Annotated in this window: 24 protein-coding genes; 15 read left to right on the top strand and 9 right to left on the bottom strand. The window is 74.7% G+C overall.

Annotation, left to right across the window (positions count from 1 at the left end):
* Nucleotides 1-10 precede the first annotated feature (10 nt).
* A complete protein-coding gene (locus ACI784_RS22715) occupies nucleotides 11-778 on the top strand; it encodes a VOC family protein (protein ID WP_457015024.1) in 768 nt (255 codons plus the stop codon).
* Between the two features lie 105 nt (nucleotides 779-883).
* On the opposite strand, the gene ACI784_RS22710 is transcribed toward ACI784_RS22715, so the two are convergent.
* Genes ACI784_RS22710 through ACI784_RS22695 form a run of 4 tightly spaced genes read right to left on the bottom strand, consistent with a single transcriptional unit; the run spans nucleotide 884 to nucleotide 4,335 of the window.
* Nucleotides 884-1,339, bottom strand: a complete 456-nt coding sequence (locus ACI784_RS22710) for a PPOX class F420-dependent oxidoreductase (RefSeq protein WP_457015023.1) — start codon at nucleotides 1,337-1,339, stop codon at nucleotides 884-886.
* A gap of 17 nt (nucleotides 1,340-1,356) precedes the next feature.
* A complete protein-coding gene (locus tag ACI784_RS22705; RefSeq protein WP_457015022.1) occupies nucleotides 1,357-2,325 on the bottom strand; it encodes a pirin family protein in 969 nt (322 codons plus the stop codon).
* Nucleotides 2,322-3,293 (bottom strand): DUF5996 family protein, encoded by a 972-nt coding sequence (locus tag ACI784_RS22700; RefSeq protein ID WP_457015021.1) that lies wholly within the window; start codon nucleotides 3,291-3,293, stop codon nucleotides 2,322-2,324. Before ACI784_RS22700 ends, ACI784_RS22705 begins: the two co-directional genes overlap by 4 nt.
* 52 nt (nucleotides 3,294-3,345) lie before the next feature.
* Nucleotides 3,346-4,335 (bottom strand): pirin family protein, encoded by a 990-nt coding sequence (locus ACI784_RS22695; protein WP_457015020.1) that lies wholly within the window; start codon nucleotides 4,333-4,335, stop codon nucleotides 3,346-3,348.
* Between the two features lie 182 nt (nucleotides 4,336-4,517).
* Between ACI784_RS22695 and ACI784_RS22690 the strand changes: the two genes are divergently transcribed.
* The 6 genes from ACI784_RS22690 to ACI784_RS22665 are packed head-to-tail and all read left to right on the top strand — an operon-like array spanning nucleotide 4,518 to nucleotide 11,804.
* Nucleotides 4,518-5,537: a methylenetetrahydrofolate reductase C-terminal domain-containing protein gene (locus tag ACI784_RS22690; protein ID WP_457015019.1), complete on the top strand. Its 1,020-nt coding sequence runs from the start codon at nucleotides 4,518-4,520 to the stop codon at nucleotides 5,535-5,537.
* Nucleotides 5,534-6,343: a class I SAM-dependent methyltransferase gene (locus ACI784_RS22685; RefSeq protein ID WP_457015018.1), complete on the top strand. Its 810-nt coding sequence runs from the start codon at nucleotides 5,534-5,536 to the stop codon at nucleotides 6,341-6,343. The genes ACI784_RS22690 and ACI784_RS22685 overlap by 4 nt, the downstream gene beginning before the upstream one ends.
* Before the next feature lie 10 nt (nucleotides 6,344-6,353).
* Nucleotides 6,354-8,021, top strand: coding sequence for a circularly permuted type 2 ATP-grasp protein (locus tag ACI784_RS22680; RefSeq protein ID WP_457015017.1), 1,668 nt, complete (start codon nucleotides 6,354-6,356; stop codon nucleotides 8,019-8,021).
* Complete coding sequence (locus ACI784_RS22675; RefSeq protein ID WP_457015016.1) at nucleotides 8,015-8,965, top strand: alpha-E domain-containing protein; 951 nt, start codon at nucleotides 8,015-8,017, stop codon at nucleotides 8,963-8,965. The genes ACI784_RS22680 and ACI784_RS22675 overlap by 7 nt, the downstream gene beginning before the upstream one ends.
* Nucleotides 8,962-9,897 carry a transglutaminase family protein gene (locus ACI784_RS22670; protein ID WP_457015015.1) on the top strand — a complete coding sequence of 312 codons (936 nt, stop codon included), beginning with the start codon at nucleotides 8,962-8,964 and terminating at the stop codon, nucleotides 9,895-9,897. Before ACI784_RS22675 ends, ACI784_RS22670 begins: the two co-directional genes overlap by 4 nt.
* Nucleotides 9,898-9,956: 59 nt before the next feature.
* Complete coding sequence (locus tag ACI784_RS22665) at nucleotides 9,957-11,804, top strand: ABC-F family ATP-binding cassette domain-containing protein (RefSeq protein ID WP_457015014.1); 1,848 nt, start codon at nucleotides 9,957-9,959, stop codon at nucleotides 11,802-11,804.
* A 232-nt stretch (nucleotides 11,805-12,036) separates the two neighbouring features.
* On the opposite strand, the gene ACI784_RS22660 is transcribed toward ACI784_RS22665, so the two are convergent.
* On the bottom strand, nucleotides 12,037-12,744 hold the full coding sequence (locus ACI784_RS22660) for a hypothetical protein (RefSeq protein WP_457015013.1): 708 nt from the start codon (nucleotides 12,742-12,744) through the stop codon (nucleotides 12,037-12,039).
* A 186-nt stretch (nucleotides 12,745-12,930) separates the two neighbouring features.
* Here ACI784_RS22660 and ACI784_RS22655 point away from each other — a divergent pair, with 186 nt between their 5' ends.
* The 8 genes from ACI784_RS22655 to mnhG all read left to right on the top strand — a co-directional run bounded on the left by ACI784_RS22655 (nucleotide 12,931) and on the right by mnhG (nucleotide 21,173).
* Nucleotides 12,931-14,112: a sensor histidine kinase gene (locus ACI784_RS22655; RefSeq protein ID WP_457015012.1), complete on the top strand. Its 1,182-nt coding sequence runs from the start codon at nucleotides 12,931-12,933 to the stop codon at nucleotides 14,110-14,112.
* Nucleotides 14,109-14,768: a response regulator gene (locus tag ACI784_RS22650; RefSeq protein WP_456921364.1), complete on the top strand. Its 660-nt coding sequence runs from the start codon at nucleotides 14,109-14,111 to the stop codon at nucleotides 14,766-14,768. Before ACI784_RS22655 ends, ACI784_RS22650 begins: the two co-directional genes overlap by 4 nt.
* A 74-nt stretch (nucleotides 14,769-14,842) precedes the next feature.
* Entirely contained in the window at nucleotides 14,843-17,719 is a 2,877-nt protein-coding gene (locus ACI784_RS22645) for a Na+/H+ antiporter subunit A (RefSeq protein ID WP_457015011.1), read from the top strand.
* Entirely contained in the window at nucleotides 17,716-18,213 is a 498-nt protein-coding gene (locus ACI784_RS22640) for a Na(+)/H(+) antiporter subunit C (RefSeq protein WP_456921366.1), read from the top strand. The genes ACI784_RS22645 and ACI784_RS22640 overlap by 4 nt, the downstream gene beginning before the upstream one ends.
* Entirely contained in the window at nucleotides 18,210-19,898 is a 1,689-nt protein-coding gene (locus ACI784_RS22635; protein WP_457015010.1) for a Na+/H+ antiporter subunit D, read from the top strand. The genes ACI784_RS22640 and ACI784_RS22635 overlap by 4 nt, the downstream gene beginning before the upstream one ends.
* Nucleotides 19,895-20,440: a Na+/H+ antiporter subunit E gene (locus ACI784_RS22630; protein WP_457015009.1), complete on the top strand. Its 546-nt coding sequence runs from the start codon at nucleotides 19,895-19,897 to the stop codon at nucleotides 20,438-20,440. Before ACI784_RS22635 ends, ACI784_RS22630 begins: the two co-directional genes overlap by 4 nt.
* Complete coding sequence (locus ACI784_RS22625; RefSeq protein ID WP_456921369.1) at nucleotides 20,437-20,766, top strand: monovalent cation/H+ antiporter complex subunit F; 330 nt, start codon at nucleotides 20,437-20,439, stop codon at nucleotides 20,764-20,766. The genes ACI784_RS22630 and ACI784_RS22625 overlap by 4 nt, the downstream gene beginning before the upstream one ends.
* On the top strand, nucleotides 20,763-21,173 hold the full coding sequence (gene mnhG / locus ACI784_RS22620; protein WP_457015008.1) for a monovalent cation/H(+) antiporter subunit G: 411 nt from the start codon (nucleotides 20,763-20,765) through the stop codon (nucleotides 21,171-21,173). The genes ACI784_RS22625 and mnhG overlap by 4 nt, the downstream gene beginning before the upstream one ends.
* A 1-nt stretch (nucleotide 21,174) precedes the next feature.
* Here the strand turns inward: mnhG and ACI784_RS22615 are convergent, their stop codons facing one another.
* The 4 genes from ACI784_RS22615 to ACI784_RS22600 form a co-directional block, all read right to left on the bottom strand.
* Complete coding sequence (locus tag ACI784_RS22615) at nucleotides 21,175-21,915, bottom strand: VOC family protein (RefSeq protein ID WP_457015007.1); 741 nt, start codon at nucleotides 21,913-21,915, stop codon at nucleotides 21,175-21,177.
* Between the two features lie 64 nt (nucleotides 21,916-21,979).
* Nucleotides 21,980-23,725: a 2-isopropylmalate synthase gene (gene leuA, locus ACI784_RS22610; protein WP_456921372.1), complete on the bottom strand. Its 1,746-nt coding sequence runs from the start codon at nucleotides 23,723-23,725 to the stop codon at nucleotides 21,980-21,982.
* Nucleotides 23,726-23,885: 160 nt separating this feature from the next.
* On the bottom strand, nucleotides 23,886-24,521 hold the full coding sequence (locus tag ACI784_RS22605) for a helix-turn-helix domain-containing protein (RefSeq protein ID WP_457015005.1): 636 nt from the start codon (nucleotides 24,519-24,521) through the stop codon (nucleotides 23,886-23,888).
* A 248-nt stretch (nucleotides 24,522-24,769) separates the two neighbouring features.
* Nucleotides 24,770-26,108: phospholipase D family protein (locus tag ACI784_RS22600; protein ID WP_457015003.1), on the bottom strand; the 1,339-nt coding region annotated here is incomplete at its 5' end.

The following is a 26,108-nucleotide window of genomic DNA, read 5'->3' as shown; positions in this document are numbered from 1 at the left end:
AGGAGGAGCGATGCCCACTCGGAACACCCCATGGCCGGCCGGCACACCCTGCTGGGTCGACTACGGCGCCTCGGACGTCGACGGCGCGAAGGAGTTCTACGCCCGGCTGCTCGGCTGGGAGTACACCGGCGGCGACCCGGAGTTCGGCGGCTACCTGAACGCGCACCGGAACGGTGAGCCGGCAGCCGGTCTCGGGCCGCTGATGAACCCCGGGGACTCGCCGGGCTGGACGACCTACTTCGCCACCGACGACGCCCAGGCGACCGCCGCCCGCATCCGCGAGGCCGGCGGCACCGTCGTCGTCGAGCCGATGGAGGTCGGGCCCATGGGCACCATGACGATCGCGGTCGACCCGCAGGGCAATGCCTTCGGGCTGTGGCAGTCCGGCACCCACACCGGGGCGCGCATCTACAACGAGCCCGGCGCGCTGGTCTGGAACGAGGCGGCCGTCGACGACCCGGCGGCGGCGCGGGAGTTCTACTCGGCGGTGTTCGGTTTCGGCTACGAGGACGTGCCGATGGACGGCGAGATGGAGTACTCCACCTTCGCCACCGACGGGCACCCGCTCGGCGGGCTCGGCGGGCACCAGCCCGGCTCGCCGAAGGGCTGGACGGTGTGCTTCTCGGTGGCCTCGACCGACGACGCCGTGGCCACCGTGGAGGCCGGCGGCGGCAAGGTGACCATGGCGGCGACGGACACCGAGTTCGGCCGGTTCGCCGTGGTCGAGGACCCGTGGGGGGCGCCGTTCTCCCTCATGCAGGCGCCGGCCGGGAGCTGAAGAAGGACCCCGTCCTCCCCACCGCTCGCACGCTCGCGGCGGTGCCCTGGACGGGGCCGGTGGCGGGTGCGCCGGGCGCCCCCGCCACCGGACCGGGGTCCTCTCTCAGCCGCGGAGCTGGCCGTAGGCGTGTTCCGGCCGGAACCGGACGACCAGCCGGCGGTCGGCGACCATCGCCGCGCGGTAGTCGTCCCAGTCCTCGTGCTCGCCGGAGACGCCGCGGTAGTAGGTGATGAGCTCCTCGACCGTGGCGTCGTGCGGGTCGGCGGCCACGGGGGTGAGCTCGGCGGTGCCCTCGACGGCGACCCAGGTCCAGAAGTCCGGCGAGGCGACGTGCAGCGTCACCCGCGGGTCGGCCTGCAGGTTGCGGGTCTTGGCCCGGTCGGCGGTCACCGACACCCGGACCAGCTGCGCGTCCGGGTCGTAGGCGTAGCCGACGTTGGACAGCTGGGGGCGGCCGTCCCGCTTGACGGTCGCGAGCACCCCCCAGCGGTTCTCGGCGACGAAGGCGAGCATGCGGGGGTCCACGGGAGCAGCCATGTCGGCGGCAACGCCGTCCACCTGCCGGTTGTGCCCGCTCAGCGGACCCGGCCGCGCGCCTTCAGGGACACCGGGGGCAGCGGCGGGGCCGGCAGCCGCTCGCCGTCCCAGCCGAGCACGGCGCCGAAGCGCTCGTCCTCGGCGTTCCAGCGCTCGGCGTACTCGGCGATCTCCTCGCCGGTGCGGCCGACGAAGTTCCACCACATGACGATCCGCTCCTCGAACGGCTCCCCGCCCAGCAGCAGCAGGCGGCCGGCCTCGGCGGCGCGGACCCGCACCGACCGCCGTCCGGTGCCGAGGTACAGCATCGCGCCGCGCTCCAGCGGGGCCTCCTCGACCGTGGCCGAGCCCGACGAGGCGAGCAGGGCGTACTCGAAGTCCGGCTCCAGCGGGAGCTCGACGTCGGTGCCGGCGGCGAGGTCGAGGTCCGCGCCGACCAGCGGGGTGTGCGCGGTGCCGGGGGAGGTCGCCCCGCCGAAGGAGCCCATGAGCACCGTGCTGGTCAGCCCGTCGGAGGTGAAGCCGGGCAGGTCACGGTGGTGGGCGAAGGCCGGTGCCATCTCGCGGGCGGACTCGGGCAGGGCCACCCACAGCTGGGCCCCGTGCAGGAACCGCGGGTGCACCGCGGGGGACTGCTCGGAGTGCGCGATGCCGTGGCCGGCGGTCATCAGCGCCAGCTCCCCGGGCCGAACGACGGCGTCGCTGCCGAGCGAGTCGAGGTGGTGGATCTCGCCCTCGAGCAGCCAGGACACCGTCTGCAGCCCGGTGTGCGGGTGCGGCGCCACCTGCATCCCGGAGGAGGAGGCGATGTCGTCGGGGCCGTAGTGGTCGACGAACGCCCAGGCGCCGACCAGCCGGCGGCCCAGCGTCGGCAGCAGGCGGCGGACGCGGGTGCTCTCGCCGAGCAGCACCTCCTTGCCGGGCAGCAGGTCCAGCACCGGGCCGGCCGGGGTGTCCTCCAGCCCGCCGAGCTCCTGGGCGGGCGGGCGACGGTCGAGGTTGCTCATGACGCGGGCCTTCCGACTGCGGGGGTGGTCGACGAGGGGTCCGGCGCGGACGGGCACCGCAGCGCGGCCAGGTCCCAGCCGGCGCGGCGGGCCCCGGCCACGTAGGCGCTCTCCAGGAACTCGAGGACGACGCCCCGCGGGTCGGCCGCGGTCCGCACCGCCTCGTACGGCAGGAGGGCCAGGTGGGCCCCGCGGCTCTCGATCCACCGGGCCGCGGCGGGCCGCAGGGGCTCGTCGGCGAGGCCGGGCGGCTCCGGCGCCGTGTACGAGTAGAACGCCGGCTCGGGGACCTGGTCGTCGCCGAACCAGAAGCCGGAGCTGATGACCTCGTGGGAGTAGGCCTCGCGGGTGACCGGGTCGACCTGCGGGGGCTGGTCGACCCGCCGGTCGGAGAAGCGGGTGACGGCGATGTCGAAGGTGTGCCAGAAGTGGTGCACCGGGCTGGTCTTCGCGTAGCTGCGGCCGGCGAACTCCTCGAGCACCTGCGCCACCTGGCCCAGGACGAGCCAGTAGCGGGTCACCCGGTCGCGGTCGTAGGAGGCGTGGTGCTCGTCCTCGGCGAACGGCGTGCGGTCGGCGAGGTCGAACGGCACGGGGAGGTCGACGGTGGCCGGCAGGCCGAGGTCCGCGAGGCTGCCGAGCAGCTGGCGGTAGAACGCCGCCACGCTCAGCCCCGGCAGCGGGAACGACGTCCGCCGGCCGTCCGCGACGGCGATCTCCAGCCGGTGGTCGACGAGGTCCAGGTCGACGGCGAACACCGGGTCGAAGCCCATCGGGCGGGTGGTCAGGCCGCGGCCGGTGAGGTGGAACGGGATGTGCCACCAGTGGTTGCGCCGCGGCGCGTTGGCCAGGCGCAGCTTGCCGACGACCTGCAGGAACCGGTGCACGGTCTCCTTGGTGTCGGCCCACTCGGCCAGGGGCATGGGCGGGAAGACGGGCACGGCGGTCCCTCCGTCGGTTCCGGTCACGGCCAGCATGCAGGCCCCGGTGGCGGCGCGGTAGCCGCCACCGGGGACGGGGTCACTGGCCGGTCTCGCCCCGGACGCCGGCGTGCGGGACGCGCTGCGCGGGGATGCTGCCGAGCCGGCCGGCCTGGAAGTCGGTGAAGGCGTCCATGACCTCCTGGCGGGTGTTCATGACGAACGGCCCGTACATGGCGATCGGCTCGCGGATCGGCGCCCCACCCAGGACGACGACGTCCAGCGCCGGCGTCCGGGACTCCTGGTTGACCGCCCCGGAGACCGTGATCGTGTCGCCCGGGCCGAAGACGGCGAGCTGGCCGGTGCGCACCGGGTGCGCGTCGACGCCGACCGACCCCGCACCGGAGAGCACGTAGACCAGCGCGTTGAAGTCCGGCCGCCACGGCAGGTCGAGGGTCGCGCCGGGGGCGATCGTGGCGTGCACCATGGCCATCGGCGTGTAGGTGGCGCCCGGCCCGCGGTGGCCCGCCACGTCGCCGGCGATGACCCGCAGGAAGGCCCCGGCGTCCGGGCTGGCCAGCAGCACCGACTCCTCCGCCCGCAGGTCCTGGTAGCGCGGCTCCACCCACTTCTGCGCCTTGGGCAGGTTCACCCACAGCTGCAGGCCGTGGAACAGCCCGCCGCTGACCACCAGGTGCTCCGGCGGCCGCTCGATGTGCAGGACGCCGCCGCCGGCGGTCATCCACTGGGTGTCGCCGTTGCTGATCGTGCCGCCGCCGCCGTGGGAGTCGGCGTGCTCGAAGGTGCCGTCGATGATGTAGGTGACGGTCTCGAAGCCGCGGTGCGGGTGCCAGGAGGTGCCCTTGGGCTCACCCGGCGCGTACTCGACCTCGCCCATCTGGTCCATGTGGATGAACGGGTCCAGGTCGCGCAGGTCCACCCCGGCGAAGGCGCGGCGGACGGGGAAGCCCTCGCCCTCGAACCCGGACGGTGCGGTGGTCACCGAGCGGACCCGGCGGCGCACCGTGCCCGGAGCGGGCACGGGCACGCGGGGCAGGGCGGTGGTGTCCTCGACGGTCACGGCAGGCATGCCGGCCTCCTTGGTTGAGGGCTCAACTAGCGGGGACTGTAGCGCTCCGTTGGCCCGATGTCTTCCCTCCCGGCGGAGATCGGCGGAGATCGGCGGTGTCCGACGGTTGCGGGCGTGCCGGCGTGCGAGATCACGGGATCTCGGCGGGTTTGGACGGCGACGGCCGGGGTCAGGGTCCGGCCGTGGACGACGACGCCCGCCGGCCGGGATGCCCCAAGCGCATGGTCTTCGGGCCGTGCGGCGGGGTCCGGGCCGACGAGCGCTGCGAGGTCGCCGAGCACCGCTGCGTCTTCCTCGACGAGCCCGCGCCGGCCTGGCCCGGGACGCCGCGGTCCGCGACGCCCCCGCCCGGCAGCGTCCTCGAGCGGGCCGGCGCCGCCCCGCTGGTCCTCAGCGACCTCAGCGTGCCGCCGTTCGACCGGACGGCGCTGCGCCGCGTCGTCGGGGTGCTCGGGCCGGTCTCCGACGGGCTCCTGGCCGGTGAGCACGCCAACCGCCCCGACCTGCCGCCCACCCTCCTGGCCGCCGAGGTGCTCGACGCGGGCGGCCGGCCGTGGACGACGCTGGCCTGCCGTGACCGCAACCGTGTGGTGCTCGAGCAGGAGGTGGCCGGGCTGGCCGCGGTCGGCGTCGGCGCCGTCCTGTGCGTGACCGGCGACGCCCGCGGTCCCGGCGTCCGGCCCGGCGTCACCCAGGTCTTCGACCTCGACGGCCCCCGGCTGACCGAGCTGGCTGCGGCCGCCGGGCTGCCGGTCGCCGTCCCGGAGTCGCCGGCCGCGCCGCCGGTCCACCTGCGCCCGGCGCGGGTCGCCGACAAGCAGCGGGCCGGTGCGCAGGTGTGCGTGCTCAACCACGTCCGGACGCCGGCGCAGGTGGCCCGGTTCGTCGCCGCCGCCCGGGCCGCGGGGGCCACGCTGCCGTTCGTCGCCGCGGTCGCGGTCTACACCGACGAGCACTCGGCCCGCGTGCTCCAGCGCTTCCCCGGCCTGCAGGTCGACGACGACGCCGTGGCGCGGGTCCTGGCCGCGGCCGATCCGCGGGAGGCGGGGATCGCCACCGCCGTCGCCGAGGCGCGGGCGCTGCTCGCCGTCCCCGGGGTGGTGGGGGTGAACCTCTCCGGCCTGGCGTCGGCCGACGGTGAGGACGCCGGTGCGCAGGTCAAGGCCGAGGTGGCCGCCACGATCAGGGAGGGGGCCGCATGAGCGAGCTGGCGAGCGAGGCGATGGAGGCCGAGTTCGGCACCGTCGCGCGGTGGACCGAGGAGGCGGTCCGCGAGCTCGGGCCCGGCCACGCGATCCCGGCCGGCTGCCGGGGGAGTGGCAGCGAGGGCGCGCTGCGCTGGCTGGCCGACCGGCTGGAGCTCACCTCGGACAGCCGGGTGCTCGACGACGGCGCCGGTGTCGGCGGGCCGGCCGGGTGGCTGGCCGCCGAGCGCGGGGTCCGGGCGGTCTGCGCCGAGCCGATGCACGCCGCCGCGGGCGCCTCCGCCCGGCTCTTCGGCCTCCCGTCGGTCACCGCGGTGGCCCAGCAGCTGCCCTTCGCCGACCGCGTGTTCGACGCCGCGTGGTGCCTCGGCGTCCTGTGCACCACCTCGGACAAGGCCGCGGCACTGGCCGAGCTGCGGCGGGTGCTGCGCGACGGCGGGCGGCTGGGCCTGCTGGTCTTCGTCGCCGAGCGCCCGCTGCCCCCGCCCCTGCCGGAGGGCAACGAGTTCCCCGGCGAGGAGGAGCTGCTCGGTCTCCTCGAGGACGCCGGGCTGCGGCTGGTCGGGACCGCCACCGCCGACCTCGGCGACAGCCCGGCCGAGTGGTCGCAGCGCGCCGACGCCGTCGACGCCGAGGTGGCCCGCCGGCACGGCTCGGACCCCCGCTGGATGGAGGCGCAGGAGCAGTCGCGCCGGGTCGGCCGGCTGCTCTCGGGCGGCGCGCTGCGCCCCTGGCTGGGCGTGGCCGTCGCGCAACCCCGTGCCGACCTGCACCGAAACGCGCCGGACACGCAGCGGAACTAGGTTCGTCGCCATGGCGGACCTCTTCGACGGCTACCCCCTCGGGCAGCAGTGGGACGAGATGTTCGGAGAGGTCGGCCAGCCGCGTCCGGCCTACTCCGGGCTGCACACCTCGCTGCAGCCGATGGCGGGGGAGGAGCTCTCCGCCCGCGCCGATGTGCTGTCCCAGACCTACCGCGACGCCGGCGTCACGTTCGCCCACGCCGGGGAGGAGCAGCCGTTCCCGCTCGACATCGTGCCGCGCGTCATCGGCGCCGAGGAGTGGTCGCTCATCGAGCGCGGCGTGGCCCAGCGGGTGCTGGCGCTGGAGGCGTTCCTGGCCGACGTCTACGGCGCGGGCCAGGTGTTCGCCGACGGGGTGGTTCCGCGCAGCGTCGTCACCACGAGCGCGCACTTCCACCGGCAGGCGCACGGGCTGGTGCCGCCCAACGGGGTGCGCGTGCACGTGTCGGGCATCGACCTGGTCCGCGACGAGGCCGGCGACTTCCGGGTGCTCGAGGACAACCTGCGCTCCCCGTCGGGCGTCAGCTACGTCATCACCAACCGGGCGGCGATGAGCCAGGTGCTGCCCGAGCTGTTCGCCGACCACCGCATCCAGCCGGTCGCCGACTACCCGACCCGGCTGCTGGCGGCCCTCAAGGCGTCGGCGCCGTCCAACGTGGCCGACCCGACGGTCGTCGTCCTCACCCCGGGCGTCTACAACTCCGCCTACTTCGAGCACGCGCTGCTGGCCCGCCAGATGGGCGTGGAGCTGGTCGAGGGCCGCGACCTGGTCTGCGCGGGCAACCAGGTCAGCATGCGGACGACGGACGGCCAGCGCCGCGTCGACGTCATCTACCGCCGCATCGACGACGAGTTCCTCGACCCGGTGCACTTCCGCCCCGACTCGGTGATCGGCTGCGCCGGCCTGCTCAACGCCGCCCGCGCCGGCCGGGTCACCATCGCCAACGCCGTCGGCAACGGCGTCGCCGACGACAAGCTGCTCTACACCTGGGTGCCCGACCTCGTCCGCTACTACCTGGCCGAGGAGCCGCTGCTGGCCAACGCCGACACCTACCGGCTCGACGAGCCGGACGTCGTCGCGTGGGTGCTGGACTCGCTGGACCAGCTGGTGCTCAAGCCGGTCGACGGCTCCGGCGGCAAGGGCATCGTCATCGGCCCGCGCGCCGACGAGCGGACCCTCGAGGAGCTGGCCGTCAAGGTCCGCGCCCGCCCGCGGGACTGGATCGCGCAGAAGCCGATCGGCCTTTCCACCTGCCCGACGCTGGTCGGTGGGCGGATCGCCCCGCGGCACGTGGACCTGCGGCCGTTCGCGGTCAACGACGGCGAGAAGGTGTGGGTGCTGCCCGGCGGGCTCACCCGCGTGGCGCTGCCCGAGGGCGAGCTGGTGGTCAACTCCAGCCAGGGCGGCGGCTCCAAGGACACCTGGGTGCTCAGCCCGCCCCGGCCGGCGGCGGAGGCCGACGAGCCCGCGGCCGACCTCACCCGGATCGAGTTCACCACCGCCGACCTGGCCGAGGAGTCACCGGCACCCGACCCCGGGCCGGCCGGCGACGTCCTGGTCGACCAGTCCCAGCAACAGCAGCAGATGGAGGACCCGGCCTTTGTGGCCACTTTGGCCCCCGACCCGGGGGCCAAAGTGGCCACAAAGGCTGTTCGAGAGGGGACGTCGGCATGCTGAGCCGGATCGCGGAGTCCCTGTTCTGGATCGGTCGCTACGTGGAGCGGGCCGACGACACCGCCCGCATCCTCGACGTGCACACCCAGCGGCTGGTCGAGGACCCGTGGATCGACGAGCGCAGCGCCTGCGCCACGCTGCTGTCGCTCATGGGCGCCCAGGTGCCCGACGACGAGGCCGACACCGAGCGGGTGCTGGCCACGCTGGCGTTCGAGCGGGCCAGCCCCAGCTCGATCGTCGGGGCGCTGTCGGCGGCGCGGGAGAACGCCCGGGGCGCCCGCGAGGTGCTCTCCGCCGAGATCTGGGAGTCGCTCAACGTCACCCACAACGCGCTGCCGCAGCAGCGGACGATGGCCCGGCGGTACGGCCCGCACTCGCTGTTCCGGTTCGTCCGCGAGCGCTCGGCGATGGTGTTCGGGCTGGCCGACTCCACGATGAGCCGCGACGAGAGCTGGCTGTTCCTCATCCTCGGCCGCTCGCTGGAGCGGGTGGACATGACCGCCCGCATCATCTCCACCCGCGTCCTGGCCGGCGACGCCGCGCCGTCGTGGACCCTGGTGCTGCGCTCCACCGGCGCCTACGAGCCCTACCTGCGCACCTACCGCGGGATGGTGGACTCCAGCCGCGCCTCGGAGTTCCTGCTGCTGGACCGGCTGTTCCCCCGCTCGGTGTTCGCCGCGCTCGAGCAGGCCGAGGCGTGCCTGGCCGAGCTGGAGCGCTCCCCGGTCCGCGACGCCACCCGGATCGGGGTCGCCGGCGAGGCACACCGCATCGTGGGGCGGGCGCGCACCATGCTCGAGTTCATGAGCACCCCCGAGCTCCTGGGCGAGCTGCCGGCGCGGCTGGAGGAGCTGCAACGGACCTGCTCCCTGGCCAGCGCCGCGGTGACCAACCGGTTCTTCACCGAGCAGGCCCCGCAGGTGTGGGTCCCGGAGGGGGTGGCGTGAGCCAGACGCAGAGCCAGACGCCCGGCGGCCAGACCCAGACCCTCGGCGGGCTGACCCAGACCCAGCGGTCCGGCCCGCGGCCGCCGGGCGACCGCTGGCGGCTCCAGGTCGTGCACCGGACCCGCTTCCGGTACGGCGGCCCGGTGCGGTCGTCGTACAACGAGGCGCGGCTGACCCCGGAGAACAGCACCCGGCAGACCACGCTGCGCTCGCGGGTGGAGATCGAGCCCGGCGCCACCGCCTTCCCCTACCGCGACTACTGGGGCTCGACGGTCACCGCCTTCGACCTGCACACCCCGCACACCGAGCTCGTGGTCACCGGGACGTCCATCGTCGAGGCCGGGCCCGAGCCCGCCGAACACGAGCACGCCGGCTGGGCGCAGCTGCGCGGGCCGCAGGTGCGCGACCGGTTCGGTGAGCTGCTGGCCCCGACCGCGCTCACCGCCATCGACGAGGACGTCGTGGCCGAGGTCCGGGCCGCGGTGGGCGACGCCGGCCCGCACGAGACCGCCGCCGCGGTCTGCCGGCTGGTGCGCGAGCGCATGGAGTACCTGTCGGGTTCCACCAACGTGAAGACCAACGCCATGCAGGCGTGGCGGTCGGGCAAGGGCGTCTGCCAGGATATCTCGCACGTCACCGTCGGCCTGCTGCGCGCGCTCGGGCTGCCGGCGCGCTACGTCTCCGGCTACCTGCACCCCAAGCGGGAGGCCGGGGTGGGGCAGACCGTGACCGGTGAGAGCCACGCCTGGGTGGAGTGGTGGGACGGCGGCTGGTGCGGCTTCGACCCGACCAACGCCGTCGAGGTGGCCCACCGGCACGTCACCCTCGGGCGGGGCCGCGACTACGGCGACGTCCCGCCGTTCAAGGGCATCTTCTCCGGGCCGGGCAGCGAGGGGCACACGGTCACCGTCGAGGTCACCCGCCTGGCCTGAGGGCGAGCCGCTGGGTGCGGGGCGGATACTGGGGATCCCATGACCTCTCCCAGCGACCGATGAGCGCACCCCTCAACCTGGTCAACCTCGAGCGGGTGCACAAGGCACACGGCACGACCGTGCTGCTCGACGACGTCTCCCTCGGCATCGCCGCCGGTGAGCGGATCGGCGTGGTGGGCCGCAACGGCAGCGGCAAGTCCACGCTGCTCGGCGTCCTGACCGGCCGCGAGGAACCCGACACCGGTCGGGTCACCCGCCGCGGCGACCTGGCGCTGGGCGTGCTCGACCAGTCCGGCACGCTGCCGCCGGGGGCGACGATCCGCGACGTCGTCCTCCCACCCAGCCTGTTCGCCGCCGAGCACGAGTGGGCCGCCGACCCCGCCGTCCGCAGCGTGCTGACCGGCCTGGAGCTCGACCGCCTCGGCCTGGACTCGCCGGTGGCCCCGATGTCCGGCGGTGAGCGCCGCCGGGTCGCGCTGGCCGCCCAGCTGGTCCGCCCACTGGACCTCCTGGTCCTCGACGAGCCCACCAACCACCTCGACGTCGAGGGGGTCGCCTGGCTCGCCGACTACGTCAAGCGCCGGGTCGGCGCGCTGGTCGTCGTCACCCACGACCGGTGGTTCCTCGACGAGGTGTGCACCACGACGTGGGAGGTCGCCGACGGCGCGGTGCACGCCTACGAGGGTGGCTACGCGGCGTACACCCTGGCCCGCGCCGAGCGGGCGCGGATCGCCGCGGTCACCGAGGAGCGCCGGCTCAACCTGGTCCGCAAGGAGCTGGCCTGGCTGCGCCGCGGGCCGCCCGCGCGCACCAGCAAGCCCCGCTTCCGCATCGAGGCCGCGCAGGCGCTGATCGCCGACGAGCCGCCGGCGCGGGACTCCATGGCGCTGGCCGGCTTCGCCGCCCGCCGCCTGGGCAAGACCGTGTACGACGTGGAGGACGTCGACTACGCCGTCCCCGGCGACCCGGTGACCGGCACGCCCCCGCGCACCCTGTTCGGCGACCTGACCTGGCACGTCGGTCCCGGTGACCGGATCGGCATCGTCGGGGTCAACGGCGCCGGCAAGACCTCGCTGCTGCGGCTGCTGGTGGGTGAGACCGAGCCCGACCGCGGCCGGGTGGTCCGCGGTCAGACCGTCGCGCCGGCGTACCTCTCCCAGCACGTGACCGAGCTGCCGGGGCGGCTGCGGGTGCTCGAGGCGGTGCAGGAGGTCGCCCGCATCGCCCGGATCGGCAACCAGGAGATCTCGGCGTCCTCGCTGGCCGAGCGGTTCGGCTTCCCGGCGTCCCGGCAGTGGACGCCGGTGGGGGACCTCTCCGGCGGCGAGCGACGGCGGCTGCAGCTGCTGCGGCTGCTCATGGCCGAGCCGAACGTGCTGCTGCTCGACGAGCCGACCAACGACCTCGACATCGACACGCTGACCGCGCTCGAGGACCTGCTCGACGGCTTCCCGGGCACGGTGCTGGTGGTCAGCCACGACCGGTACTTCGTCGACCGGGTGTGCGACTCGGTGGTCGCGCTCATGGGCGACGGCTCGCTGGCCGCCCTGCCCGGCGGGGTGGAGGAGTACCTGGCGCGCCGGGCGGCGGGGGAGGCCCAGCTGTCGTCGGCCGGCTCCGGCACCGGCTCCGGCTCCGGCGGGACGGCGGCGTCCGCGCCGGCCCCGGACGCCGCGCCGGCCCGCTCGGCCGGGGACGTGCGGGCCGCCCGCAAGGAGGCCGCTCGCCTGGAGCGGCGCCTGGAGAAGCTCGCCGCCGAGGAGGAGCGGCTGCACGGTCAGCTCGCCGCCGCGGCCACCGACCACACGAAGGTGCTCGAGCTCGACGAGCGACTGCGGAGCGTGCTCGCCGAGAAGGAGCAGGTCGAGAGCGACTGGCTGGAGGCCGCGGAGCTCGCCGAGGGGTGAGCCGCATCGCGGGGCCGCTGCGCCGCCGCCGGCCCCGCAGCCGGGTACTCCTCCCGCAGATGCTCGTGCTCTGCCCACGGTGCTGGGCAGAGCACGAGCATCCCGTGAGGGCCAGCGCCGGGCAGGACTTCGTGCCCTGCCCACCGTGGTGGGCAGAGCACGAGCATCCCGGAAAGGGACTGGTGTCGGCTGGCGCAGCCGGCGCGGCCGGCGGGCGTCTGTCGGCGTCCGGTCAGGCGGCGGACTGCTCGGCGCGGCGGCGGGCGATCATCCGCAGGCCGACGACCACCGGCGGGACGGCCCCGACCAGCGCGAAGCCGGCGTACAGCAGGGGGCTGAAGGTCAGCGCCGCCGACAGGGCCAGGCAGACCACGGCCGGGACCAGCAGCCACCAGCTGATGACACCGGCCCGCGCCAGGCCCGTGAGGCCCACGAGCGGACCGAGCAGGCCCAGCAGCGTCACGGTGCCGATGACACCCACGGCCGCCGAGCCCTGCACCGACCCGAACAGCGCCAGCGCGGTGTCGGCGGGCAGCTCCCGGCCGATGCCGCCGGTCCAGAAGTCGAAGAGGACCAGACCGGCCACCGTGACCAGGCCGAGGGCGGACATCAGCGCCCCGACGACGGTCGGGATGCGGCCGCGCACGCCGCGGACCAGCACGGGCGCCGCCAGCCAGGCCAGGCCCGCCGCCAGGTTGCCGTAGTGCAGCAGCAGCGCCGACAGCGCCGTCTGCCCCTCGTCGCGGGCCAGCGAGGCGATGTAGTCGGCGTCGGCCGGCGAGGCCTGCGGCGGCGAGGTGGCCATGCCGGCCACGTAGAGCAGCGAGCCCGCGACCAGGGCGCCACCGGCGATCGTGAGCATCAGGGAGCCCGCACTGCGGGCCGGCCGCGCCTCGGCGCCGGCGGCGGGGGTGCGGGTGGGGAGCGGGGAGGTGGTCATCGTTCCTCGTCAGGTCGGGTGCACCGCCTCGGTGCGGTGTCGACGAGAAAGTTAGGAACGGGGGCCTGACCTGCGCGTCCGTCGTGGCGGACCGACCGCCCTCCGCCGTGCGGGGGAGGACACGGCTCCGTCCATCGGCCGCGCGGGGGATCCCGGAGGCTCCCCGCGGCCCCTAGCGTGCTGGCCGTGCCCCGCTGGTCCACCGCCCCGTCCGCGCGCCGGCTCGTCTGGCCGGCCGTCGGGCTGCTCCTCGCCCTGCTCGCGGTCGTGGAGACCGCCATCGACGAGACCTTCTCCTTCCCGCTGGTCACCGCGCTGCCCGGCGTCGCCGTCGGTGTGCTGGTGGCGGCCGGTGCGCGGTGGCTCGAGCCGGCCGCGGTCCTCGGCGGGCTGAGCGTCCTCGGCAACTACGCGCTGGGCACGCCCGGCCCCGGGGGCGCCCAGCTCGTCGGGATGGCGGTGCTCGTCGGGCACGCCGCTGCCGTCCTGCCGGTCCGGCGCGGGCTGCGCGCCGCCGCGGTCGCGACGCTGGTCGTGGTCGTCTCCGGCGTCGCGTTCGGGCCGTCGACGTGGGAGAGCGTCTTCTACCTGCTCGTCACGGGCACGGCCTGGGGCGTCGGCGTGCTGGTCCGGCAGTCGCGCGAGCGGGCCCGCGAGCTGCAGGTGCTCGCCGCGCGGCTGACCGATCAGCAGGAGGCGGTGGCCGGTGCCGCGGTCGTGGCCGAGCGGGCGCGCATCGCCCGCGAGGTGCACGACTCCGTCGCGCACTCCGTCAGCGTGATGGTGCTGCAGATGGGCGGGCTGCGCCGGCTGCTGCCCGACCACCCCGAGGCCCAGGAGGTGCTGCTCGGCCTGGAGCGGCTCGGCCGGGACTCCGTCGACGAGATGCGCCGGGTGGTCGGCATCCTCCGCGAGGGGGTGGGCGGGGAGGCGGCCGCACCCGCCCCGCAACCGTCCCTGTCGCGCCTGGACGCCGTCCTCGACGAGCTCCGCGCCGCGGGCATGCCCGTCGAGCTCACCGTCACCGGGCAGCCGGTCGAGCTGCCGCAGCTGGTCGACGTCTCCGCCGTCCGCGTGGTGCAGGAGGCGCTGTCCAACGTCGTCCGGCACGCCGGAGCCGCCGCGACCCGGGTGTCGGTCGGCTACGCGCCGGGTGCGGTCACCGTCACCGTCACCGACGACGGCCGGCCCAGGATGAGCGCCGAACCACCAACCGGCAGCGGCGGGCACGGGCAGCTGCACATGCGCGAGCGGGTGGCGGTCGCCGGCGGGCGCCTGGAGGTGGGGCCGGTCCGCGGCGGTGGCTACCGGGTGCGGGCCACCTTCCCGCTCGCGGTGCCGGCCACCCCGGCGGAGGTGGGGGCGTGACCATCCGGGTGGTGCTCGTCGACGACCAGGCCATGGTGCGCACGGGGCTGCGGATGGTGCTCGCTGCCGAGCCCGACATCGAGGTGGTCGGCGAGGCGGCCGACGGCGCGGCCGGTGTCCGGGTGGTGACCGAGACCCGGCCGGACGTCGTCCTGCTCGACGTCCGCATGCCGGGCGTGGACGGGCTCGAGGCCGCCCGCCGGCTGGCCGCCGCGGACCTGCCGACCCGCATCATCGTGCTGACCACGTTCGACGAGGACGAGTACGTCGCCGCGGCGCTGCGGGCCGGGGTCAGCGGGTTCCTGCTCAAGGTGGCCCCGCCGGAGGACCTGGTCGCGGCGGTGCGCACCGTCGCGGCCGGGCAGGGGCTGCTCGACCCGGCGGTGACGCTGCGGGTCATCGAGAGCTTCGCCGCCGCCCCGTCTCCCGACCCCGAGCGGGCCGGCGCGCTGGACCGGCTCACCGAGCGGGAGACCGACGTCCTCGCGCTGGTCGCGGCCGGGCTGACCAACGCCGAGATCGCCGCGCGGCTGTACCTGGGCGAGGCGACGGTCAAGACGCACGTGAGCCGGGTACTGCTGAAACTGGGGCTGCGGGACCGCGTCCAGGCGGTGGCCTTCGCCTACGAGAGCGGCCTGGTCCGGCCGGGCAGGTAAGCTCGGCCTCACCGCCGGCCGTCGACGACCGACGTCTGTGGTCCCCGAGCCGCCCTTCGACTCCCGGGAGACCCGTGCTTGTTCTGCTGCTCCTCCACCTGCTCGCCGGCGTGCTCGCGCCCGTGTTCGTGCGGTGGTGGGGGCGGCAGGCGTTCCTCGTCCTCGCGCTGGTGCCCGCCGCGGCGTTCGTCTGGGCCCTGGCCCAGCTGGGCACCGTCCTCGGCGGGGAGGACGTCCGTGAGACCGTGCCGTGGATCCCCGCCCTCGACCTCGACGTCGCGCTGCGGCTCGACGCCCTCGCGCTGGCCTTCGCCGCGCTGGTCACCGGGGTGGGCGCGCTGGTCCTGGTCTACTGCGCCCGCTACTTCGAGCCCGGTGACGAGGGCACCGGCCGGTTCGCCGGGTCCCTCGTCGCGTTCGCCGGCTCCATGCTCGGCCTGGTCCTCGCCGACGACCTGCTGCTCCTGTACGTCTTCTGGGAGCTGACCACCGTCTTCTCCTTCCTTCTCATCGGCGGTTCCGGACGGCGGCTGGCCGCGCGGCGGGCGGCGTCGCAGGCGCTGGTCCTCACCACCGCGGGCGGGCTGGCCATGCTCGTCGGGCTGATCATGATCGGGCAGGCCAGCGGCTCGTACCTGCTGTCGGAGGTCGTCGCCGACCCCGGCACCGGCACCGGCATGGTCGCCGGGACGGCGCTGGTGCTGGCCGGGGCCGTCACCAAGTCGGCGATGGTCCCGTTCCACTTCTGGTTGCCCGCCGCGATGGAGGCGCCGACGCCGGTCAGCGCCTACCTGCACGCCGCGGCGATGGTGAAGGCCGGCATCTACCTGGTCGCGCGGCTGGCGCCCGGGTTCGCCGAGATCCCCGGGTGGCGGCCGGTCGTGCTCGGGCTCGGGCTGGCCACGATGCTCGTCGGCGGCTACCGGTCGCTGCGCCAGAACGACCTCAAGCTCCTGCTGGCCTTCGGCACCGTCAGCCAGCTGGGGTTCCTCATGGTCCTGGTGGGCGCCGGCAGCCGGGAACTGGCCGCGGCCGGCCTGGCGATGACCATCGCCCACGCCCTGTTCAAGTCCGCGCTGTTCCTCACCGTCGGCGTCATCGACCACGCCACCGGGACCCGCGACCTGCGCAAGCTGTCCGGCCTGGGCCGGCGGCTCCCCGTGGTCGCCGGGGTCGGGCTGCTCGCCGGTGCCTCGATGGCCGGCGTCCCACCGCTGCTGGGCTTCGTCGGCAAGGAGGCGGCGTTCACCGCGCTGCTGGACGGCGGCCTGCCCTCCCGCACCGCGGCCGCGTTCGAGCTCACCGGGCTGGTCGTCGGCTCGGTGCTCACCGCGGCCTACACCTTCCGCTTCCTGTGGGGCGCCTTCGCCCGCAAGCCCGGCGTGCCCGAGACCGTGCCTGCGCACCCGCCGGGCCCGCTGTTCCTCGTCGCGCCCGCCGTGCTCGCGCTGGCCGGGTTCGTCCTCGGGCCGGCCAGCCCCCTGCTCGAGCCGCTGGTCGGCTCCTACGCCGAGTCGCTGCCCCTGCTCGCGCCCGAGTACGAGGAGCTGGCGCTGTGGCACGGGCTGCAGCCGGCGCTCGCCCTCACCGCGATCACGCTGCTCGGCGGCGCCGCGCTGTTCGCCGCCCGCGCGCCGCTGAACCGGCTGCAGCGGCGGATCGCGGTCGGGGCATCGGCCGACGAGGGCTACTGGAACGTCGTCCAGGGCATCGACCGGCTCGCCGTCCTGGTCACCGGCACCACCCAGCGCGGCTCGCTGCCGGCCTACCTGGGCACGATCCTCGTCGTCGTCCTGGCGCTGCCGGGCACGATCCTGCTGACCCGGGCGCCGTGGCCGGGGGAGTGGCGGGCCTGGGACACCCCGGTGCAGGCGATGGTCGGCGTCGTCGTCGTCACCGCGGCGCTGCTGGCCCTGCGCATCCGGCAGCGGCTGTCGGCCGTCCTCGTCGTCGGCGTGACCGGGTACGGGGCCGCGGTCCTGTTCGTGGTGCAGGGCGCGCCGGACCTCGCGCTCACCCAGTTCCTCGTCGAGACCCTCACCCTCGTCGTCTTCGTCCTCGTGCTGCGCAAGCTGCCCAAGGACATCACCGAGCGGCACCGGCCCCGGGAGCGCGCCGTCCGCGGGGTGATCGCGGTCGGCGTCGGGGCGTTCATGGCCGCCGTGGGGGCGGTCGCGTTGTCGGCGCGCACCGCGATCCCGGTGTCGGCCGCCTACCCCGAGGAGGCGTTCGAGTTCGGCGGGGGCAAGAACATCGTCAACGTCACCCTCGTCGACATCCGCGCCTGGGACACCCTCGGCGAGATCTCGCTGCTGGTCGTCGCCGCGACCGGCGTGGCCAGCCTGGTCTTCCTGCGCGGGCGCACCGGCGGCGTCGAGCGCATCACCAGCGCCGCGCTCGAGGCCAAGCGCCGCCGCGGCGGCCGGGCGCCCCGCGACCGGTGGCTGGCCGCGACCGCGGTCCTCGACCCGGCTCGCCGCTCCGTGGTGCTCGAGGTCATCACCCGGATCCTGTTCCACACGATCATGGTCTTCTCGCTCTACCTGCTGTTCTCCGGGCACAACGAGCCCGGGGGCGGCTTCGCCGGTGGCCTGGTGGCGGGCCTGGCCCTCGTGCTGCGCTACCTCGCCGGCGGCCGCTACGAGCTCGGTGAGGCCGCCCCGGTCGCCCCCGGCCTGCTGCTGGGCGCCGGGCTGGTCTTCGCCGGCGGCACCGGCGTGGGGGGCCTGCTGCTCGGCGCCGAGGTGCTGCAGACCGCGATCCTCGAGTTCGACCTGCCGGTGCTCGGCCACGTCAAGCTCGTGACCTCGCTGTTCTTCGACATCGGCGTCTACCTCATCGTCGTCGGGCTGGTCCTCGACGTCCTGCGCAGCCTGGGCGCCGAGCTGGACCGCCAGGAGGACGAGGACGACCCGATCGAACTGACCCCGGGGGAGATGGTGGTCCGATGACCCCGACCGTCGTGCTGCCGGTGATCATCGGCGGCCTCTACGCGGCGGGCGTGTACCTGCTCCTCGACCGCAGCCTCACCCGCGTCCTGCTGGGCTTCCTGCTGCTGGGCAACGCCACCAACCTGCTGCTGCTCTCGGCCGGCGGGCCGGCCGGGCTCGCGCCGATCCTCGGCTACTCCGACCCGGAGGACATGAACGACCCGCTGCCGCAGGCGCTCATCCTGACCGCCATCGTCATCACCTTCGGCGTCTCGGCGTTCGTGCTCGCGATGATCCACCGCTCCTGGCGGCTGGTGCACCAGGAGGTCGTCGGCACCGACGAGGAGGACCGCCGCGTCGCTGCACGCTCGGGCCCGGACGTCGACGAGCTCGACCCCGACGACCTGGACCCGGACGACCGCGCGGCCGGGCACGCCGACAGCCTGCACGGCCCCGACACCGAGGACCTGCCCGCGGACGACGTCGACCTGCCCGCCGGGACGGGAGCCCGGTGACCAGCGTCCTCACGCCCCTGCCGGTCCTCCTGCCGCTGCTCGGCGCGGCCGTCGCGCTGCTGACCTCCGGCCACCCGCGGACGCAGCGGATCCTCAGCCTCGCCGTCCTCACCGCGGTGCTCGCGGTCTCGGTGACCCTGCTGCTGATCGCGGACGCCGACGGCCCCGTCTCGGTCTCCGTCGGCGGCTGGCCGGTCCCGCTGGGCATCGTCCTGGTCGTCGACCGGCTCTCGGCGCTGATGCTGGTGGTCGCCTCCACCGTGGCCCTGGCCGTCCTCGTGTTCGCCGTCGGCCAGGGCGCCGCCGACGGGCAGGAGGACACGCCCCTGTCGATCTTCCACCCGACGTTCCTCGTGCTGGTCGCGGGCGTGAGCAACGCCTTCCTCGCCGGGGACCTGTTCAACCTCTACGTCGGCTTCGAGATCCTGCTGATGGCCTCCTACGTGCTGCTGACCCTCGGCGGCACGGCCCCGCGCATCCGCGGCGGCATCACCTACGTCATCGTCAGCCTGACCAGCTCGCTGGTCTTCCTCGCCGCGATCGGGCTGGTCTACGCCGCGACGGGCACGGTGAACATGGCTGACCTCGCCGTGCGGCTGGGCGAGCTGCCCGAGGGCACCCAGGTGCTGTTGCAGTCGATGCTGCTCATCGCGTTCGGCATCAAGGCCGCGGTGTTCCCGCTGTCGGCGTGGCTGCCCGACAGCTACCCGACCGCGCCGGCGCCGGTGACCGCGGTGTTCGCCGGCCTGCTCACCAAGGTCGGCGTCTACGCGATCATCCGCACCCAGACCCTGCTGTTCCCCGACGGGGCTCTGGACGACCTGCTGATGTGGGCGGCGCTGGCCACGATGGTGATCGGCATCCTCGGCGCGGTGGCGCAGACCGACCTGCGGCGCATGCTGTCGTTCACGCTGGTCAGCCACATCGGCTACATGGTGTTCGGCATCGCCCTGGGGACGACGGCCGGTCTGGCCGGTGCGGTCTTCTACGTGGCCCACCACATCGCCATCCAGACCACGCTGTTCCTGGTCGCCGGGCTGGTCGAGCGGCAGGGCGGCACCACCTCGGTGGACAAGCTGGGCGGGCTGGCCCGGCGCTCCCCGCTGCTGGCGATCCTCTTCTTCGTGCCGGCGATGAACCTGGCCGGCATCCCGCCGCTGTCGGGCTTCATCGGCAAGCTCGGCCTGCTGCACGCCGGGGTCGCCGACGGCAGTTCCCTGGCGATGCTGCTGGTCGCCGGCGGGGTGGTCACGAGCCTGCTGACGCTCCTGGCGATCGCCCGCGTCTGGACCCGCGCCTTCTGGCGGTCCCCGACCCAGTCACCCGCCGACGACACCGCGGCCGCCGCCGCGGCCGACGCCGGATCGGGCGGGGGCAGGACGCCCGACGGCGGCCCGTCCCCCGACGGCGGCGGGGCGCGGACGCCGTTCCAGGTCGCCTGGCGGCGGCACACGCGCGTGGCCACCGCCGCCGAGCCGGACCTGCCCCCGGCGGCCGCCGGCGTCCGCGCCCTGCGCCCGCTGCCGACGACGATGGTCGCGGCCACCGCCGCGCTGGCCGCGGTCACCGTGGCGCTCACCTTCCTGGCCGGCCCGCTCTACGGCATCGCCGACCGCGCCGCCGAGGACCTGCTGGAGCGCACCCCGTACGTCTCCACGGTGCTCGGCCCGGGGGTGAGCCCGTGAGCGTGGAACCCACGGCGACGCGGCTGCGGCACCAGGTGCCGCTGGTCGCCTGGCTCGTCCTGGTCTGGATCCTGCTGTGGGGCACGTGGTCCTGGGCCAACGTCGTCAGCGGGCTGGTGGTGGCGCTGGCGGTCCTGGTGCTGCTGCCCCTGCCGCACGTCGTCGGCGGCGTCCGCGTGCGCCTCGTGCCGATGCTCGTGTTCCTCGGACACTTCGCCACCGACCTGGTCGTCTCCGCCGCGCAGGTCGCCTGGGTCGCCCTGCGGCCCGGCGGCGCGGGGCAGTCGGCGATCGTTCGGGTCCGGCTGCGGGCCGACTCCGACCTGCTGCTGACGATGGTGGCCGAGGCCACGTCGCTGGTCCCCGGCTCGCTGGTGCTCGACCTCGACCGGGAGGAGCGCCTGATCACCGTGCACCTGCTGCACGTGCGCGACCACGAGGCCGTGGCGCGCGAGAAGGAGGACGTCCTGCGCACCGAGACCCGGCTGGTCCGGGCGTTCGGCTCGGCGGCCGACCTCGTCGCCCTCGAGGGGGCCCGGTGACCGTCGTGGCGTACGTGCTGTACGCGTTCGTCGGCGGGGGCGCGCTGCTGGCGCTGGTCCGGCTCGCCCAGGGCCCGTCACTGCTGGACCGCGTGGTCGCCACCGACACGCTGCTGGTCATCATCTCCGCCGGTCTGGCGGTGTACGCCGCGCTCGAGCGGAACCCCACGGTGGTGCCGGTGCTGGTCGTCGTCTCGCTGCTGGCCTTCGTCGGCTCCGTGTCGGTGGCCCGCTACGTGGGCGGGATGCTCCTGCGCGCCCGCACCGACGACGGCCGGGACCTCGGCCTGCCGGTCGCCGCCGAGGAGAGGGAGGGGCGGCCGTGAACGGCCCGGCCGACGTCGTGGCGGTCGCCTGCCTGCTGGCCGGCGCCTTCCTCTGCCTCACCGCCGGGCTCGGGCTGGTGCGCTTCCCCGACGTCCTCACCCGGATGCACGCCGGCACGAAACCGCAGGTCCTCGGCGTGCTGCTGATCATGGTCGGCGCGGCGATCCGGCTCAGCGGCTGGTCGGCGACGTGGATGCTGCTGCTGGTCGCCGCCTTCCAGCTGCTGACCGCCCCGGTGAGCGCGCACATGATCAGCCGGGTGGCCTACCGCCGCCGGCACGTCCGCCGCGACCTGCTGCTGGTCGACGAGCTCGGCGAGGGCGGGCACCAGGACGTGCTCTACCGCGGGGACGAGCCTGGCGACGCCCCGCCGGAGGAGCCGCCGCGCTCGGTCCCCGGCGGCTGACTCAGCCCAGCTGGCCCAACCAGAACGGCAGGCCCTGGTCGTCGCGGCAGTACGCGGACAGCCCGTAGGACTGGCGCTCGACCTCCCCGGCCTGCCCGCCGGCGGTGCGCACGGCGGCGACGGCGACCTCGATGTCGTCGACGGCGTACATCGGCACTGCGCCGGCGTCGTGCGCCGCGCCGCCGCCGATGCCGACCATGGGGGTCACCGCCTGGTCCTCCCAGCCGTCCTCGACCCGCCCGGGGCTCATCGACCAGCCCAGCACGGCCTCGTAGAAGTCGCGGGCGCGGGCGCCGTCGGGCACGCGCAGGGTGAGGTAGACGGTGTCGCCGGGCCGCACCGGCGGGCGGGAGGCGGCCGGCGACCCGGCGGGGGTCTGCAGCATCCAGCGGTGGCCGAACGGGTCGAGGACGACGCCGGTGCGCCCGTACGGCGCGTCGGCCGGCTCTCGCTCGACGGTCGCCCCGGCGGCGGCCGCGCGGGCCACGGCGCCGTCCACGTCGGGCACGGCCAGGTGCAGCGAGACGCTCACCCGCCCGGTGTCCGGCCCGGTCAGGCCCAGCTCGGGGTGCTCGTCGGCCAGGTAGAGGGTGGCGCCGCCGACGTCGAGCTCGGCGTGGCCGATGCGGTCGTCGTCGGAGACGTAGGGGTCGCCCACCACGCGGGCGCCGAGCGCGTCGGCGTACCACGCCATCGCCGCTCGGGCGTCACGCACGACGAGGTAGGGGGTCAGCTGCGACATCCTCGGATGATGTCCCGGCAGGGTCCGGGTGAGGGCGTGGTCCCACGCCCTCACCCGGGAATTCCTACCGCTGGGCCCGGTTCACCGCCGAGACGACCGCGCGCAGCGACGCGCTGACGATGTTCGGGTCGATGCCCACGCCCCACAGCACCCGGTCACCCACGGCGCACTCGACGTAGGCCGCGGCCCGGGCGTCACCGCCGGCGGACATGGCGTGCTCGGCGTAGTCGAGCACCCGGACGTCGACGTCGACGGACCGCAGCGCCTCGACGAACGCAGCGATCGGGCCGTTGCCGCGGCCCTCGACCGTGACCGGGACGCCGTTGTCGACGAGCTCCACGACCATCTCGTCCAGCTGCTCGCCGTGCGCGGTGTGCCGGTGCCCGGCCAGCGAGAAGCGGCCCCAGGGCGCGTCCGGGTCGGGCAGGTACTCGCTGGAGAAGGCGGTCCACATCTGCTGGGCGGTCACCTCGCCGCCCTCGTCGTCGGTGTGCCGCTGGATGACGGCGCTGAACTCGATCTGCAGCCGGCGGGGCAGGTCCAGGTGGTTCTCGGTCTTCATGATGTAGGCGACGCCGCCCTTGCCGGACTGGCTGTTCACCCGGATCACGGCCTCGTAGCTGCGGCCGACGTCCTTGGGGTCGATGGGCAGGTACGGCACCGCCCAGGGCATGTCCTCGACCGGCTTCTCGGCCGCCCGCGCGTCGGCCTCCAGCGCCTTGAAGCCCTTGTTGATCGCGTCCTGGTGGGAGCCGGAGAAGGCCGTGTAGACCAGGTCGCCGCCGTAGGGGTGCCGCTCGTGGACGCCCAGCTGGTTGCAGTACTCGACGGTGCGGCGCACCTCGTCGATGTCGGAGAAGTCGATCTGCGGGTCGATGCCCTGGCTGAACAGGTTCAGGCCGAGGGTGACCAGGTCGACGTTGCCGGTGCGCTCGCCGTTGCCGAACAGGCAGCCCTCGATGCGGTCGGCGCCGGCGCGGTAGCCCAGCTCGGCGGCGGCGACGGCGGTGCCGCGGTCGTTGTGCGGGTGCAGGCTGAGCACGACGGCGTCGCGGCGGCCCAGGTTCCGGTGCATCCACTCGATCTGGTCGGCGTAGACGGTCGGCTCGGCCATCTCCACCGTCGCCGGCAGGTTGATGATCGTCGGCCGGTCGGGGGTGGGCTCCCAGACGTCGGTGACGGCGTTGCAGACCTCGACGGCGAAGTCCAGCTCGGTGCCGGTGAAGGACTCCGGCGAGTACTCGAAGAAGATCTCGGTGCCGGTCATCTGCTCGGCCAGCTTGCGGACCACCTGCGCGCCGTGGACGGCGATGTCGACGATGCCGGCGCGGTCGGAGTTGAAGACCACGCGCCGCTGCAGGGTGGACGTCGAGTTGTACAGGTGGACGATCGCCTGCTTGGCCCCGCGCAGCGACTCGTAGGTGCGCTCGATCAGCTCGTCCCGGGCCTGCGTCAGCACCTGGATGGTGACGTCGTCGGGTACCAGGTCGTCCTCGATGAGCTGGCGGACGAAGTCGAAGTCGGTCTGGCTCGCCGCCGGGAAGCCGACCTCGATCTCCTTGTAGCCCATGCGGACCAGCAGCTCGAACATCCGCCGCTTGCGGTCGGGCGTCATGGGGTCGATCAGTGCCTGGTTGCCGTCCCGCAGGTCGACGGCGCACCAGCGGGGGGCCACGGTGGTGACCGTGTCGGGCCAGGTGCGGTCGGGCAGCACGATCGGGGTGAACGGCGCGTAGCGGTGGATCGGCATGCCTGAGGGCTGCTGGGGGTTCCGGACGTGCGGGTGGTTGTCGCTCATGCTCCTGCTCACGGGGTTCGCTCCTCTGGCGCGGGCTGGACTCAGCTCCGGTGGGGCGGTCAGCGGCGCCGGGGACGCGCGGACTCCGCGGCGAGGGGGCCGACCTAGGAGAGGGCCTCGCCGCGGCGGGTAAGCAGGAGGCAGCCGCGCACGCCCCCACGGTAGCAGCGGGTCACCCCAGGTCGCAGCCACACGGGCAGTCCAGTGCGTGGACCGGCTTGCCGTTGCCGTCGTCGATCTCGTCGCACTCCGGCGGGCAGGTGCAGTCGAAGCCCACGTCGATGCTGCTCAGCTCGCCTGCGAGGAACCTCCGCTGTCGCTCGGCCTCCCGTTCCTCCCACTGCGCCTGACGCCGCGCCGCGGCGCGTACCCACGGCGCGTCGCCGGCCCGCGGGAGCTGGTGGTCGTCGGGCGCTCCGGTGTCGCCTCGCCGGGCGTCGCGCCGGTTCCGACTGCGGTCGAACGTGTACCAGACCCGGTCGCGGCTGTAGCGGTGCCCGTCGTGCCACCAGCCCTCGTCGCCGTACCGCGTGTCCAGATGCGCCGGGTACAGCCGACCGGCGGTGTCCCGGACGGCGTCGGGGTCCATACCCGGCAGCTCCTGACCCTGCGCGTCGACGAGCACCAGTCGCAGTTCCGCCACCTCGGCCGCGCGTGCGAGGACGCGTACGTCCAGGCCTCCGCGGCCGCTCTCCGCCGCGGCCACCGCGGACTTCGAGACGCCGATCCGTGTCGCCAGTTCACGTTGCGAGAGGTCGGCCGCGCGGCGGATCCGGCGCAGCCAGCCGCCGAGGTGGGTCCTGCTCATGGCGACGAGGCTCGGGGTGCCGCGCATCGCGGGCGAGCGAACACCTCCGTCTGTGGAAGCTCGTGCTCTGCCCACAGTCCCGGGCAGAGCACGAGCGTCAGGAGAGGTGTACTGCGGGGTCGCCCATCGTGCTCTGCCCATCAGGGTGGGCAGAGCACGAGCCTCCGGGGAGGAGATGCCCGGCTCCCGGGCAGCGGTCGGCTGACGGTGCGCTGTCCGGCGAGGGTGGCCGAGCGCCGGGACGCGGGTCAGAAGCGCTTGGCCAGGCGCAGCCGCAGGGGGCGGCCGTCGGGGTCGTCGAGGAGGCGGTAGACCGGCGTGGCCCACAGCCGCGTCGGCAGCGACAACCGCTCGGTGCGGTGCGGGCGCAGGCGTCCGGGCGGGCGCGGCCCCTGCCGGCCACCGGCGTGCCACTGCTCCAGCGCCGCGGCCGAGGCCTCCAGCGCGGCCACGAACTCGTCGGGGTCGAGCAGGTCGGCGTCCTCGCTGCCGCCGGGAGCGCGGTCCAGGTGCTCGCGGGCGAGTTCCAACCGCAGGTCCCGGGCGAACACCCGGGCGCCGTCGCCCGCGCCGGCCGGGTCCCGGGGCTCGCGCGGGTCGCGGGTGGTGTCCAGGACGGCGGAGGAGAGCTCGCTGTCGTGGGTCCAGGACCGCCGGTTGAAGTTGTCGCTGCCCACGCTGGCCCACACGTCGTCCACCACGCAGACCTTCGCGTGCACGTAGACCGGCGTCCCCTCGTGGTTCTCCACGTCGAAGACGTGCACCCGGTTGCGGCCCGCCCGCCGGCACATCTCCAGCGCCTGCCAGCGGCCGACGTACTGGGACCGCTGGGCGACCGCGCCGTCCTGGTCGGGCACCCGCGGCACGACGACGACCAGGTGCAGCTGCGGGTTGTCGGCCAGCGCCTCGGCGAACAGCCGCGCCACCTCCGCCGACCACATGTACTGGTCCTCGAGGTACACCAGCCGGCGGGCCCGCTTGATCGCCTTGGAGTAGCCGCGGGCCACCGACCGCTCGCCGGCCGGCGCGAAGTCGTAGGGCGGCCGGACGGCGGGGTAGGTCCGCAGGCTCTGCACGAGCATCGGGCCGCAGGGCGGTGGCGGGGGCAGCTGCGGGGGGAGCGGATCGCCCTTCAACCGGGCGTGGTGCAGTTTGTCGCGCACCCAGGCGATCGGGTGGTCGACGTCGGGGCTGGTCGGGTCCTCCCAGCGTTCCCGGAACACCGTGTCCAGCACGCCGACGGCCGGGCCGCGCAGCATCAGCTGGACGTCGTGCCACGGCGGTCGGGGGCCGTAGGCCGCGGCCATCGGCAGCGGCTGCGGGTCACCGGCGTGCGTGGCGTCGTCGCGGCGGCCGTGACACAGGTCGATGCCCCCGATGAACGCGACGTCGCGGGTGGGGTCCTGGTCATGGCGGAGGACGACGAACTTCTGGTGGTGGCTGCCGCCCCGGCGCACCCGCTGGTCGAGGATGACCTCGCCGCCGCCGTGCTCGATCTCGGCGTCGAGGGCGCGGTTCTCCTCCTTGGAGAACGACATCCGGTCCATGTGGGAGCGCCAGACCAGTCCCCGCACGGTCACCCCGCGG

The organism is Geodermatophilus sp. SYSU D01186 (assembly GCF_054050215.1).
This window is presented reverse-complemented; position numbering and strand designations above follow the sequence as displayed.